The organism is Clostridium swellfunianum, from assembly GCF_023656515.1.
Classification (GTDB): domain Bacteria; phylum Bacillota; class Clostridia; order Clostridiales; family Clostridiaceae; genus Clostridium_AT; species Clostridium_AT swellfunianum.
In genome coordinates this window covers 4,341,998-4,355,740 of record NZ_JAMOFV010000006.1, presented here as the reverse complement: position 1 = coordinate 4,355,740, position 13,743 = coordinate 4,341,998, and the positions used below count along the sequence as shown (strand labels likewise).

Genomic DNA, 13,743 nt, shown 5'->3' with positions numbered 1-13,743 from the left:
AACATATAATCATAGTATATACAGTAGGAATAATTTTATTCATTTGGATGATTATCTTACTTATATATACTTTATTGGAAAAAGTGTATAATATTGATGGAAGTATGTTAAGGTTAGCCTTAAGAGTGGAGGTAGAGCAATGATTAAACTTATAAAAAGTGCAAAAATTTATTCCCCGAAGTTTTTAGGAATTAAGGATATACTTATAGTTAACGATAAAATTGCAGCTATAGATGATAATATAGAAATAAACTTTAAGGGTAATGTTGATTTTGAAGTAATTGATGGAGTTGGTATGATACTGACACCAGGTTTTATAGACAGCCACGTACACATACTTGGTGGAGGTGGAGAAGGAGGCTTCAGCACAAGAACTCCAGAAATAAGTCTTACGGATATTACTACTGCTGGAGTAACTACTATTGTTGGATGTCTCGGAACGGATGGAGTAGGAAGAAGTATGGAAGCTTTGTATGCAAAAGCAAAAGCCTTGGAAGAAGAAGGAATAAGCACGTATATTTATACAGGCAACTATAGAGTACCAGTTACAACTATTACAGGAAGCATAATGAAAGATATTATGATGATAGATAAGGTTATTGGAGTGGGGGAGATTGCTCTTTCAGACCACCGTTCCTCTCAGCCTACTGTAGAGGAAATAAAAAAGATTGCAGCAGATGCCAGGGTAGCAGGTATACTTTCAGGAAAGGCTGGAGTAGTTAATATACATTTAGGTGACGGTAGAAGGATGTTAAATCATTTATTTGATATCACTGAAAACACTGAACTGCCAATTACTCAGTTTATACCAACCCATATGAGTAGAAATCCTTATCTCTTTGAAGAAGCAATTAGGTATGCTAAGAATGGAGGTTATATTGATTTTACAACAAGTTCAGACCCAAGTTTTTGGGAGGAAGGTGAAATCAAGGCAAGTAAGGCTTTGAAGATGTGCTTGGATAAGGGTGTTCCTGAGGAGAGAATAACCTTTAGTTCAGATGGTCAAGGAAGCTTACCCATGTTTAATGATAAAAAAGAGTTTATAGGTTTAAGAATGGGAAGCTGCAGTACTCTTTTAGAAGAACTTCAAGCAGCTGTTTTCGAGAATGGAATAGGGATTGAGCAGGTATTAATGGTCTTAACTGAGAATCCAGCACGGGCTCTAAAGCTTAGAGAAAAAGGAAGAATTGAAAAAGGCTTTGATGCTGATTTAATTTTACTTGAAGAAGAGAAGCTTGAAATAAATACAGTTATAGCAAAAGGGAAAATGATGGTTAAAGATAAGAAAATAAAGGTTTTTGGAACATTCCAAAAATAAATAAAAGTGCTTCTGGCAAATAGCCAGGGGCACTTTTGATTTAGCAGCTAAAGTATAGTAATCCATAGTATGGTTATAATTTAGATAAAAGATAAAACAAAGAATTACTAGATCTAACTGAAAAGTTAACAAGTTAACTTTTTATATTCTTTGGATTTGTGTTTGAAGGATGGGAGCTATGATTGAAGATAAAATAGGAAGAAGCCTTAATGATAATGAAAAACAAATTAAAAGTATATTAGGTGAAAGCTCCGACATTATTATAAGAAATTTTGTTATACCAGCTTTTAATAATTGTAGAGCTTTTATATTATTTATAGATGGACTTACCGGAACCAAAGAATTAGACGACATAATACTTAAACCTCTTATGACAAATGCTCAGTCTTCTATTGAAAGAAATTTTGCAGCGACTGCTGGTCCTATTAGAGCATTAAAAGAAGCAGGGCTTCTATCTCCCTCAGTTAATGAAACACAAAAGTGGAATGAAATCTTTGATGCAGTCTTATGCGGAGATACTGCATTATTTATTGAAGCCTTTGATACAGCTATAATTATGTCTACGAGAGGCTATGAATCTCGTTCTGTATCAGAACCTTTATCAGAGAGTGAAGTTAGATCAGCTAGAGATGGCTTTATTGAAAATATTCGTGTTAATACTTCTCTTATTAGAAGAAGAATTAGAGACTACAGCTTGCGAATGGATGCAATGAAAATTGGTGAAAGAACCAAGACTGATGTAATACTTGTGTACATAGATAATCTAGTGAATAAAGGCATACTAGAAGAGCTTAAGAAAAGATTAAATAGGATTAAAGTAGACTCAATATTGGAAAGCGGATATATAGAAGAATTCATAGAAGATGCTCCACAATCGATATTTCCAACTATAGAGCATACGGAAAGGCCAGATAAGGCAGCAGCAGCTATTTTAGAAGGAAGAATAGCTATTCTTATAGATAATACTCCCTTCTGCCTTGTTGTTCCTACAGTTTTTTGGCAATATATTCAGGCCACTGGAGACTACTATGAAAGATATTATATAGGCACTTTTATAAGATGGTTGAGATTATTCGCATTGTTTGTATCCCTAACCTTATCTTCTTTTTATGTTATGCTCTCGGAGTTCCATCAAGAGATGTATCCTACTCTGTTGGCGCTTAGAATAGCTGCAGGACGTGAAGGAGTACCGTTTCCTGCAATACTTGAAGTGCTTCTAATGGAAACAATATTTGAAATAATGAGAGAAGCAGGACTTAGGATGCCTAAACCAGTAGGTCAGGCAGTTGGCATAGTGGGAGCACTTGTTATGGGGGAAGCTGCAGTTAGTGCAGGGCTTGTAGGGCCTATATTAGTAATTGTGGTTTCAGCGGCAGGCATAAGCTCTTTTGCAGTACCTGCATATAGTATGTCTACATCCTTCAGACTTTTAAGATTTCCATTGATTCTTTTATCAGGTTCTTTTGGTATTCTAGGATTTTTAGGTGGCACTATTGTTATAACACTGCACCTCTTATCACTTCGTTCCTTTGGCGCACCATTCCTTACACCAATTGACCCTTTCAGATTACCTGGTAATAAGGATGTACTTATTAGGGCTCCTTGGTGGATGATGAAGAAAAGACCTAGGATAACTCAGCCTCAGGATTTTGACAGACAGGCAGATAGTGAGCAATTGAAGCCTAAACCTCCTACAAACAACTAAAGAAATATTTTACCTTGCTATAGGGAGGTGTAGTTATGAAAAAAATTATTGCCATCATCTTGACGTTAAATACGATATTTCTTACAGGTTGTTGGGACTCTAGAGAGTTAAATGAGTTAGGGCTTGTAATGGCTGTTGGGGTAGACAAGAAAAAAGGATCTAATGAGTTTACTGTTACTGTTCAAGTTGCTAAACCTTCCAGTGCTTCAGGTCAAGGAGGAAAGAGCGGGGGCGGCGACCAGCCTGTTTGGGTTGGAACAGCAAGAGGAAATACAATATTTGAGGCTATAAGAAATATAGCAAAGTTTTCTTCTAGAAGAATTATGTGGGCGCACAACAATGTTATTATAATTGGAGAATCTCTGGCAGAAGAAGATATTACCCCTGTAATTGATTTTTTTACAAGAAACCATGAGTTAAGGATGAAAACTTGGGTAGCAATATCACATGGAGATGCTAGACCATATATAGAAGCTAAAACTGGAATTGAGAATATACCTGCATTCTCTATTGCAGAGCTCTTTAGATATTATGAACTTCCAGCAGAAAGCATAGCTTCAGATATGGTACGTGTATTTAGAGACTTTAAGGCTGAAGCAACTCAGCCGTTAATCTCTGCTCTTAATATGCCAGAAGGTGAGGAAGCACAAAGTAATCAAGGCAGACAGATAGAACTTGAGGGAGCTGCAGTTTTTAAGGGAAACAAGTTGATTGGATGGTTGTCTCCAGAGGAAACAAGAGGTGTTGTATGGGTAAGAGGCGAACTAAAAAACGCAATTGTAGATGTTGGTGATGTAGGTGAAGAGAAGCTTAAGGTTTCTATTGAACTAAAAGACATAAAAGTGAAGTCTAAAGCGCATGTAGTGCCAGGAGAAATACCATCAATAACTATTGATATAAATGCCAAAGCCGATATTACTGAACTTGATCATGTAACAAAAATGACTACAGATGAACTGAAAGCTGTGGTACAAGAAGAAGCAGCAAAACAAATAACTAGACAAATTAAACTAGGAGTTGATAAGGTGCAGAAGGAATTTAAAAGTGATGTAGTTCGTTTTGCTATGATGACTCATATCGCGAATAAGGAAGAGTGGTATAACAGGATAAAGCCTAAATGGGAGGAGATATACCCTATGGTACCTGTAAGTATAAGTGCACAGATTGATATTGAATCAGGAGCTTTATATCAGATTCCAATAAAACTTGAACACAAAGCTGGAGAGGAAATAAAGTAAATGAGAGAAAAAATAGATAGGCTCCAATATTTTTTTATGATTCCTAGCATATTGTTTGGAAAGGCTATAGGTATAACTTCTGGAGTAATTGTAAGGAAGAGCGGCAGCGACGTCTGGATAACTATGGCTATAGGATTTATTTTCGGAACAGTTGTTGCACTTTTAATGATATATGCTGCATCTAAGTTTCCAGAAAAAACAATGGTCGAATTTTCAGAAGAGCTTTTTGGTAAATGGATAAGTAAGCTGATTAGTATTATTCTAGCGTGTTATTTTGCTTATGCTTATGCTGTCTCAGCAAATGTAATCAATTTGCACTTAAAGGAATACTTTCTTCCAGAGACACCTTTTATTGTTTTAAGTTTAATATACACAGTAGTATGTACCTATGGTGTCATAACAGGAGCAGAAGTTGTTATTAGGTTTTCATTTTTTGGATTTTTCATGCTTTCAGCTATAAATATAACAATGATATTAGGTGTTATGCCAGACTTTAAGATTTTAAATATATATCCAATTCTTGATAAAGGCATTAAAGTAAATGTAATTAACAGCATATATACTTTTGTAGATACTAGTATGGTAATTTTAGTGTTGGGGATGGTATATCCAATGCTAAATAGTAAGAAGAGAGTAAAAACTATAACTTTTTCTGCTATGATAATAGCTTCAATTTCAGTACTTATTTGGCCATTTTTCGAGGTGGCAGTTTTGGGTACTGATGTTATGAAGCAGTTTGTAGTAGTATGTATGCAGCAGGTAAGAAGTGCACAGCTTACTAGATACCTTCCAAGATATGAACTTATAATGGTAAGCTTTTTCGTATGGTCAATGTATGTTCAATCAGTATTAATGTTTTGGTGCTCTGAATATTGTATTAAATATACTTTCAGACTAAAAAAAGACAGAAAAATAGTATATATTCTTACTCCTATTTTAATTGTGCTTACAAGTCGTTTAGGAAAAGATCATCAGAATTATATTAATTTCTTAGCCTATCCATGGGCACAGATATCGGCTGCTATAGGTATAGGTTTGCCTGTTTTGTTTATAACAGCTATTTTTATTAAAAATGGTGTTAAAAAGAAAAGGAAACCAAGAAAAATTAACAATCAACAATGATGGTTATTGTTGATTGTTAATTTTCACTAAGCAAAGCATCTAGCTTTGCTTAAATTTTTCCTTAGTATTTTTTTCTTCTGCTTTATGATTCTTCTTAAATTCTGCACTTCTTGAATGATACTTTGCACTGTCATAACTGCTTAGGGCCTCTCTATTTTCATATTCCTTTCTACCCATAGAATATACACCTCCTTTTTTTCACTGAAGAACATAATAGTAAGCAATTATTATGTTCTCTAAAGAAGCTTGTGAATTTATTATGTGAGTGTTTAAATACAATTATGCTGTCATAAACTTTGAAACATTTTCTAATTTAATAAATAAAAACTATTACTTTTTAAACGATAATTTTAGTTATATAATATGAATACTATATTTTACCTAAGATTGAGGGGAGATAGATGAGAAACGTTGGATTTGCTATTATGTTTGTAATTTTTATCCTGATTTTCGGGGGAGTTAATTATTATATTGGACTTAGAGGCTGGCAAGGAGTTGGAAGCCATATACCATTTTTAAATAATAAGATTTATTGGATTATATTTTGGTTTATAGCCTTTTCTTTTGTTATAGCAAGGCTTTTAGAAAAAAAATTACCATCTTCAATTAGGCAGTATTTAGATTTAGTTGGCGGCTATTGGATGGCTGCAATGCTTTATTCCATAATAATTCTTCCTTTAGTAGATTTGATAAGATTTGCAAGGAACAAGGCAAGATTTATTCCAAGAGGTATAAGTGAAAGCGATATAATTAAAACTTACTCGGGAATATTAGTGCTTCTACTTTTAATAGGGATACTTGTTTATGGAACGTGGAATGCTAGAAATATAAAAATATCTAATTATAATATAGAGATTCCTAAGAAAGTAGGCAATTTGAAGCAACTGAAAATCGCTATGCTGTCAGACTTGCATCTTGGGACTATAGTAGATAATTCGAGACTCTTTAAGATGATTAATAAGGTTAACGAGCTTGAGCCTGATATGGTTTTAATAGCAGGAGATATAATAGATGATAAAATAGAAGCCTTTAAAAAACAAAATATGAGTGAAAACTTTAAAAGGCTTAAAACTAAATACGGGGTATATGCTGTAACTGGAAATCATGATTACTATGGAGGAGACTCAGAAGAGCTTATTAAAACTCTTGAAACTGCTGGAGTAAAGGTGCTTAATGACGAGTATATAAAAGTAGATAATAACTTCTATGTGGCAGGCAGGGAGGACATAGCTGTGGAAAGCTACTACAAGAGAAGCAGAAAGCCTCTTGATAAGATTTTAGATGGAATAGATAAAACTCTTCCTATAATTTTAATGGATCATAACCCTAAAGATTTAAATGCTGCAATGATTAATGGAGTTGATTTACAAGTCTCTGGGCATACTCACAGAGGACAGATGTACCCGAATGGCTATGTAATTAAAAGAATATATGAACTGGACTGGGGATATTTAAAAAAGAGTAATTTAAATGTGGTTGTATCCTCAGGTATAGGAACTTGGGGGCCGCCTATAAGAATAGGAAACGGCTCTGAACTTGTAGAGATAAATTTAAAATTTATAGAGTAAAAATTTAAGGCTGCAAAAATGCAGCCTTTTATATTAATTCTTCCCACTGGCTATATAGTTTTTCCAATAAGCTTTCTACTAGAGAGATTTCCTTATTCACTTCCTCACTCTTTTGAGGATTAGAATAAACCTCCTCAAGACAAAGCTGATTTTGAAGGTCTAAAAGCTTCTTTTCATTGTCGCTTATAGAAGTTTCTAGGTTTTTAACTCTAAGCTGCTTTTCTTTTTCTTGTTTTTCAGCTTCCCGTTTTTTCTTTTTCTCTTCTTGAATTTGAGTTTTTGTTTTTCCTACATTAGCAAGCTCCTCTTCATATCTTTGAGGATTTTTCTTCTTTTCAACATAGTAGCTGTAGTTGCCAAGATATTCTTTTACTCCGTTTTCTTTAAGTTCGTAAATCTTATCTATAACCTTATTTAAAAAGTATCTGTCGTGAGATATAACAAGCAAAGTTCCATCATAACTTAATAGGGAATCTTCCAGAGCTTCGCGCGAATTTATGTCGAGGTGATTAGTAGGCTCGTCAAGAAGAAGAAAATTTGACTTAGAAAGCATGAGCTTTAAAAGATTTATTCTGCACTTTTCACCGCCGCTTAATGTGGATATGTGCTTAAATACATCATCGCCTGTGAATAAAAACGCGGCTAAAGCATTTCTAAGCTGTGTTGTAGTCATATTAGGAAATTCATCCCAGACTTCATCAAGCACAGTCTTTTCTAAATGAAGATCAGATTGCTCTTGATCGTAGTAGCCTATGAACACATTTTTACCAAGCACTTTTATTCCGGTATCTTTTTCTACCTTATCCATTATGATTTTAAACAGAGTGGTTTTACCTCTTCCATTTTCGCCTATAAGAGCAGTCTTTTCTCCTCTTTTAATATCTAAATTTAAACTATCAAACAGTTTTTTATCTCCATAGCTTTTGCTTACATCTTCTGCATGAAGCACATCATTGCCAGACTTAATCTGAGTTTCAAACTTAATCTTTGAGGCTTTAGCTTCCTTATCAGGGGCTTCTATTCTGTCTATTTTTTCAAGAGCTTTTTCTCTGCTTTCTGCAGCTTTAATACTTTTTTCTCTATTAAAGGATCGGTATCTTTCAATTATTTCCTCTTGTCTTTTTATTTCTGCCTGCTGTAGGTTATATGCCTTAAGTTGTACTTCATAATTTTTTTTCTTAAGATCTACAAAGGTTGTATAGTTTCCGTTATAGCTGTTAACATGTCCGTTAATCATTTCAACGGTCTTGTTTGTTATTGAGTCAAGGAAAAATCTATCGTGGGATATTATAATGATAGTTCCCTTATAGCTCTTTAAATAGTCTTCCAGCCATTCAATAGCATCTAAATCAAGATGATTGGTAGGTTCGTCTAGAAGAAGTATTTCAGGCATTGTTAAAAGAAGCTTGCAAAGAGAAACTCTTGTCTTTTGACCGCCGCTTAAAATATTTATATTTTTATTAAAATCTTCCTCTGTAAAACCTAATCCCTTTAATACTCTGCTTATTTCACCTTTATAGGTATAACCACCTCTGTGATCATATAGCTCTGAAAGGCTAGTATACTCATTAATTATCTTATCGTGGTAGTCTTGCTTTGAGCTATCGTAAGGCTCATTTAGTTTAACCTCAAGTTCTTTCATTCTATTTTCCATATTCAAAAGCTCGCTAAACACAGTTAAAAGCTCTTCGTATATTGTACTTGTGCTTTCTAAAGAAAGATGCTGAGACAGATAGCCGATTTTTTTGTTTTTATCAATAAAAAGCTCACCTGAGTCCTGATCTAGCTGACCAGTTAAAATTTTAAAAAGAGTAGTTTTGCCAGCTCCATTAGCTCCAATAAGCCCAACCTTTTCACCCTCATTTATATTAAATGTTACTTTATCCAAAATTACATCAATCCCATAACTTTTATGGATGTCCTTACAGCTTAAAATAATCACTTTTATTCACTCTCCCATAGTATATTGTACTATGTAAATAGATTTTGTAAAATAAAAAAGTTATTTTCATAGTAAGATTAAATTGGAAGTATTATGACAATAATATTAAATAGCGTATTTATATATAAAAAATCGCATTGAATAAATTTACAATATAGGAATTAATGTGTTAAAATATTGACAGTACTAAAAATTTAAGTAATACTATAAATTAGAAAATAAAATTAATGGTAGGTTTATCATAGAAGTATATTAAAGAGACGAGGTGTGTTATGGACAAGAAAAAAAGCAACATATCCATGGCTGTTATAAAAAGACTGCCTAAATATCACAGATACTTAGCTGAACTTCTAAAAAATGATGTAGATAGAATTTCCTCAAAGGAATTGAGTGAAAGAATCGGATTTACTGCATCACAAATTAGACAAGATTTGAATTGTTTTGGGGATTTTGGTCAGCAGGGCTATGGATACAATGTTAAAGACTTATACAATGAAATAAGTTCAATTTTAGGACTTACTAAGGATTATAAAACTATAATAATTGGGGCAGGTAACATTGGTCAGGCGATCGCTAATTACACAAGATTTGAAAGATTAGGATTTACTTTGGATGGTATTTTTGATGCCAATCCTAAACTTATGGGGCTTAGAATTAGAGATATTGAAATTCAAGATATAGATGTGCTTCCTAAATTTTTAGAAGAGCATCATATCGATATTGGAATAGTATGTGTTCCAAACAATAGTGCCCAAAAGGTTGCTTCCTTACTAGTAGAAAATGGTATAAGAGCAATATGGAATTTTGCGCCTACTGACTTGATTGTTCCTGAATATGTTGTAGTAGAAAATGTTCATCTTAGCGAGAGCTTGCTTACTCTAGCATATCTGTTGAAAGATAGAGATGAAGAAAAGAGATAATATGTAAGCGTTGTCAGGAAAAATATTGAAATAAGCATTTTGTGGACTTATAATAGAAATTGAAGATTAAACTTCAGTTTCTATTTTTTTTATGGGGGAGTTATTGTGAATGATATAATTTTGCAAAAAGAAAATCATTTGGCCACTATAACTATAAACAGGACTAAGGCATTGAATGCTCTTAACACACAAGTGCTTTTTCAATTAGAAGAGGTTTTACAAGACCTAAAGAAGGATGACAATGTTTTTGTTGTAATAGTAACAGGAGCAGGCGAAAAAGCTTTTGTAGCAGGAGCTGATATAACAGAAATGAAGGAGTTTTCGGTGTTTGAAGGCAGGAATTTCAGTGCACTTGGGAATAGGATTTTTAGAGAAATTGAAAACTTAGAGAAACCTGTAATAGCGGCTATAAATGGATTTGCTTTGGGAGGGGGCTGTGAATTTGCACTAGCCTGTGATATTAGAATAGCTTCTTCAAAAGCTAAATTTGGACAACCAGAGGTAGGGCTTGGTATAACCCCAGGTTTTGGGGGAACTCAAAGGCTAGCAAGGATTGTGGGAATAGGAGCAGCAAAAGAACTATTATATACAGGCAAGATGATAGATGCTGCTGAAGCATATAGGATTGGCCTCGTTAATAAAGTTGTTGAACCTGACAAGCTTATGGAAACGGCTAAAACTCTGGCTAACGGAATAGCCGAAAATGCTCCAATAGCAGTTAAGCTGTGTAAGGCTGCTGTTAATAGGGGGATGCAAATGGATATAGATACTGCAGTTATGTATGAAGCGGATATATTCTCGCAATGTTTCTCAACTCAAGATCAAAAGGAAGGCATGACAGCATTTATTGAAAGAAGGCACAAGAACTTTATTAATAAATAGATAAGAGAATATGGGGGGATTGCTATGAAAAAAATATTTATTTTAGGGGCAGGCACAATGGGAGCGGGCATCGCTCAAACTTTTGCTGCAAATGGATTTGAAGTAGTGCTCAGAGATATAAAAGATGAATTTGTGGACAGGGGCTTAATGGGAATACAAAAGAATCTATCAAAGCTTGTACAAAAGGGCAAGCTTACAATGGAAGCTTCAGAGGAAATGCTTGTAAGAATTTCAGGAACCACAAGCTTGGCACTTGCTTCAGATTGTGATTTGATAATTGAAGCTGCTATTGAAAATATGGAAATTAAAAAGAATGTTTTCAAAGAACTAGATAATATATGCAAGAGTGAAGCTATTTTTGCAACAAACACTTCCTCTTTATCAATAACTGAAATAGCTTCAGCTATATTAAGACCAGACAGATTTATAGGAATGCATTTTTTTAATCCAGCACCAGTAATGAAGCTTGTGGAGGTTATTAGAGGAATTGCAACCTCTGAGGAAACTGTTAAAACTATTAAAGATATATCTGTTTTAATAGGAAAAGATCCAGTGGAAGTTCAAGAAGCTCCTGGTTTTGTAGTAAACAGAATTCTTATTCCTATGATAAACGAAGCTATTGGTGTATTATCTGAAGGTGTTGCTGAGGCATCAGATATTGATAAAGCTATGATGCTTGGAGCAAATCATCCAATGGGACCACTTTCACTTTCAGACCTTATTGGTAACGATGTAGTTTTATCAATAATGGAAGTGCTCTATAAGGAAACAGGTGATTCTAAATACAGACCTCATACACTGCTTAGAAAATATGTGAGAGCTGGCTATTTAGGGAGAAAATCAGGAAGAGGCTTCTTTACATATAACAAACAGTAATTCATAAAGAAAAGGCTGCAAAATTTGCAGCTTTTTCTTTTCTTATATGGAATAAAACTATATAATTCATATTATAAGAATAAGAATTTTAAACTGGGGATGGAAAGTTATGTACTCAAAGAATAGGCACGAAGAAATAATTAAAAAATCTCATGAACGATGTGTTGAGTATGGAGTTGAAAAGGAAAGAACTCTACCTAAAAAGATACTAAAAGGCAGTGAGGTTTCAGATAATATAAATAATAATAAGGACTTGTTAAGAGTTGCAGAACCTTTTATGAATTTGTTATATAACTTTCTAGAAGGCTCTGGATTTTTTATAATTCTTACGGACAAGGAAGGCTGTATTTTAAATCTAGTTGGAGATGGAGAGGTTGTTAAAGCAGCTAGAGAATTGAATATGGTAGTTGGTGCTTACATGGATGAAAGAAGTATTGGCACAAATGCCATGGGTACAGCTATAAAGGAAGATTCGCCTATTCAGATTTCTGCAACGGAACATTTTATAACAGCCTACCATAGATGGACATGTTCTGCAGCACCTATTCATAATGAAAAGGGTGAAATTGTGGGTACTTTGAATTTAACAGGAAGCAGTAAGCTTGTTCATCCACATACCCTAGGGCTTGTAGCAGCTGCAGTAAAATCAATAGAAAATCAGATGAAAAGTGATTTGATTCAGTCAAGACTTACTGAAGCCTATAGTTATTTAAATACTATTATGGGATCAATATCAACAGGAATTTTTGCTGTAGACAATAAAGGGAGTATTAGGCTTATTAATAAGAATGCCTGCGATATGTTCGGAATTACTGAAGAACAAGCAATTGGGAAAAATATTACAGAAACTTTCGCAGAATTTAAGGAAATAGTTAGAGCCTTTGAAAGTAAAAAAAGTATACAGGATGAAGAGATTTCTTTGACCAATGGAACTAAAAAAGAACGATATAATGTGAATTTTTATCCCATTAATTCTGTAGATAAGGAGTCAATTGGAACTGTAGTAACTCTTAAGGAAATTCAAAATGTTATAAATTTAGTTAATAAATATACGGGTATGAGAGCTAGGTACACCTTTGAAAATATTATCGGTGAAAGCAGACAAATTAAAAAGGTAATTGAGTATGCAAGGCAAATAGCAAACAGCCCTTCAACTGTATTAATCCAGGGTGAAAGTGGCACAGGAAAGGAAGTACTTGCTCAGGCTATACACAATGAAAGTATTAGGCGTGATTATGGTTTTGTAGCTATAAACTGTGGCGCAATTCCTAAGAATCTTATTGAAAGCGAATTGTTTGGATATGATGATGGAGCATTTACAGGGGCTAGAAAAGGCGGGCATCCTGGAAAGTTTGAATTAGCTAATGGAGGAACCTTATTTCTAGATGAAATTGGAGAGATGCCTCTTGATATGCAGGTAAATCTATTAAGAGTGCTTCAGGAGGGAACTGTTACAAGAGTTGGTGGAACAAAATGCATACCAGTTGATGTTAGAATAATTGCTGCCACTAATAAAGATTTAAAAAAGGAAATTGAAAAAGGAACCTTTAGGCAGGATTTATTTTATAGGCTTAGCGTTATTCCTATTGAACTTCCTCCATTGAGAGATAGAAAAGAAGATATAGTATTTTTAGTTGAAAATTTCTTAAAGCTTAAGGCCAGTAAGCTGAAACGGGAAATACCAGAGATAGATGCACAATTATATGAGAAGTTTTTAGATTATGATTGGCAGGGAAATATAAGAGAACTGGAAAATGTTATTGAGAATATTGTTAATCTAGGTGGAAAGTTATCTTCAGGTATAAGCAGCAGATTTGTAAATACTATGAAACAAGAGGAGCAAGCTTTAGAGTTTATAGCTGGCTGCATAGACGAAAAAGAGGAAAGCTATATATATTCTTTAGAAGAACTTGAAAGAAAGGCAATCCTGGCTTGTATGAATAAATTTAGAGGGAATATTTCACACGTAGCAAAAACCTTAGGTATAAGCAGGAATACTTTGTATTTAAAAATGAAAAAGTATAATATATAGGATTGTTAAAAAATATGACAACTGTCCTAAAAGTGAGCAACAAAATATTTTGTAAATGCTCATTTTTAGGACAGTTTTATTTTTTTTACAAGATAAATTGCAATGAAAGGCTTGGAATGCCATAATGTTAATTTTATGAC

General features: G+C 33.9%; 11 protein-coding genes. 9 read left to right on the top strand and 2 right to left on the bottom strand.

The annotated features are described in order from the left end of the window. Positions 1–139 precede the first annotated feature (139 nt). The 4 genes from iadA (at position 140) to NBE98_RS20675 (ending at position 5,383) form a co-directional block, all read left to right on the top strand. The gene (gene iadA / locus NBE98_RS20690) at positions 140–1,318 is read left to right on the top strand and encodes a beta-aspartyl-peptidase (protein WP_250816896.1); all 1,179 of its coding nucleotides are present in this window, start codon (positions 140–142) and stop codon (positions 1,316–1,318) included. Positions 1,319–1,496: 178 nt separating this feature from the next. Further along, positions 1,497–3,023, top strand: coding sequence for a spore germination protein (locus NBE98_RS20685; protein ID WP_250816895.1), 1,527 nt, complete (start codon positions 1,497–1,499; stop codon positions 3,021–3,023). Between the two features lie 35 nt (positions 3,024–3,058). Continuing rightward, positions 3,059–4,261 (top strand): Ger(x)C family spore germination protein, encoded by a 1,203-nt coding sequence (locus tag NBE98_RS20680; protein WP_250816894.1) that lies wholly within the window; start codon positions 3,059–3,061, stop codon positions 4,259–4,261. Beyond that, the gene (locus tag NBE98_RS20675) at positions 4,262–5,383 is read left to right on the top strand and encodes a GerAB/ArcD/ProY family transporter (protein WP_250816893.1); all 1,122 of its coding nucleotides are present in this window, start codon (positions 4,262–4,264) and stop codon (positions 5,381–5,383) included. A 39-nt stretch (positions 5,384–5,422) separates the two neighbouring features. Here NBE98_RS20675 and NBE98_RS20670 read toward each other — a convergent pair whose 3' ends face one another. After that, the gene (locus tag NBE98_RS20670; protein WP_250816892.1) at positions 5,423–5,560 is read right to left on the bottom strand and encodes a hypothetical protein; all 138 of its coding nucleotides are present in this window, start codon (positions 5,558–5,560) and stop codon (positions 5,423–5,425) included. Between the two features lie 224 nt (positions 5,561–5,784). On the opposite strand from NBE98_RS20670, the gene NBE98_RS20665 reads away from it, so the two are divergent. Then, complete coding sequence (locus NBE98_RS20665; protein WP_250816891.1) at positions 5,785–6,951, top strand: metallophosphoesterase; 1,167 nt, start codon at positions 5,785–5,787, stop codon at positions 6,949–6,951. Positions 6,952–6,979: 28 nt separating this feature from the next. Here the strand turns inward: NBE98_RS20665 and NBE98_RS20660 are convergent, their stop codons facing one another. Continuing rightward, positions 6,980–8,893: an ABC-F family ATP-binding cassette domain-containing protein gene (locus NBE98_RS20660; RefSeq protein WP_250816890.1), complete on the bottom strand. Its 1,914-nt coding sequence runs from the start codon at positions 8,891–8,893 to the stop codon at positions 6,980–6,982. Positions 8,894–9,165: 272 nt separating this feature from the next. On the opposite strand from NBE98_RS20660, the gene NBE98_RS20655 reads away from it, so the two are divergent. From NBE98_RS20655 to NBE98_RS20640, 4 genes are all read left to right on the top strand, one after another. Continuing rightward, entirely contained in the window at positions 9,166–9,813 is a 648-nt protein-coding gene (locus tag NBE98_RS20655; RefSeq protein ID WP_250816889.1) for a redox-sensing transcriptional repressor Rex, read from the top strand. Positions 9,814–9,918: 105 nt separating this feature from the next. Continuing rightward, positions 9,919–10,695 (top strand): short-chain-enoyl-CoA hydratase, encoded by a 777-nt coding sequence (locus NBE98_RS20650; RefSeq protein WP_250816888.1) that lies wholly within the window; start codon positions 9,919–9,921, stop codon positions 10,693–10,695. Positions 10,696–10,719: 24 nt separating this feature from the next. After that, positions 10,720–11,571, top strand: a complete 852-nt coding sequence (locus NBE98_RS20645) for a 3-hydroxybutyryl-CoA dehydrogenase (RefSeq protein ID WP_250816887.1) — start codon at positions 10,720–10,722, stop codon at positions 11,569–11,571. Between the two features lie 109 nt (positions 11,572–11,680). Next, positions 11,681–13,603 (top strand): sigma-54-dependent Fis family transcriptional regulator, encoded by a 1,923-nt coding sequence (locus NBE98_RS20640; protein ID WP_250816886.1) that lies wholly within the window; start codon positions 11,681–11,683, stop codon positions 13,601–13,603. The last annotated feature ends 140 nt before the right edge of the window (positions 13,604–13,743 follow it).

Coding starts and splice junctions, on each gene's coding strand:
- iadA (WP_250816896.1), top strand. CDS start 140: ATGATTAAACTTATAAAAAGTGCAAAAATTTATTCCCCGAAGTTTTTA.
- NBE98_RS20685 (WP_250816895.1), top strand. CDS start 1,497: ATGATTGAAGATAAAATAGGAAGAAGCCTTAATGATAATGAAAAACAA.
- NBE98_RS20680 (WP_250816894.1), top strand. CDS start 3,059: ATGAAAAAAATTATTGCCATCATCTTGACGTTAAATACGATATTTCTT.
- NBE98_RS20675 (WP_250816893.1), top strand. CDS start 4,262: ATGAGAGAAAAAATAGATAGGCTCCAATATTTTTTTATGATTCCTAGC.
- NBE98_RS20670 (WP_250816892.1), bottom strand. CDS start 5,560: ATGGGTAGAAAGGAATATGAAAATAGAGAGGCCCTAAGCAGTTATGAC.
- NBE98_RS20665 (WP_250816891.1), top strand. CDS start 5,785: ATGAGAAACGTTGGATTTGCTATTATGTTTGTAATTTTTATCCTGATT.
- NBE98_RS20655 (WP_250816889.1), top strand. CDS start 9,166: ATGGACAAGAAAAAAAGCAACATATCCATGGCTGTTATAAAAAGACTG.
- NBE98_RS20645 (WP_250816887.1), top strand. CDS start 10,720: ATGAAAAAAATATTTATTTTAGGGGCAGGCACAATGGGAGCGGGCATC.
- NBE98_RS20640 (WP_250816886.1), top strand. CDS start 11,681: ATGTACTCAAAGAATAGGCACGAAGAAATAATTAAAAAATCTCATGAA.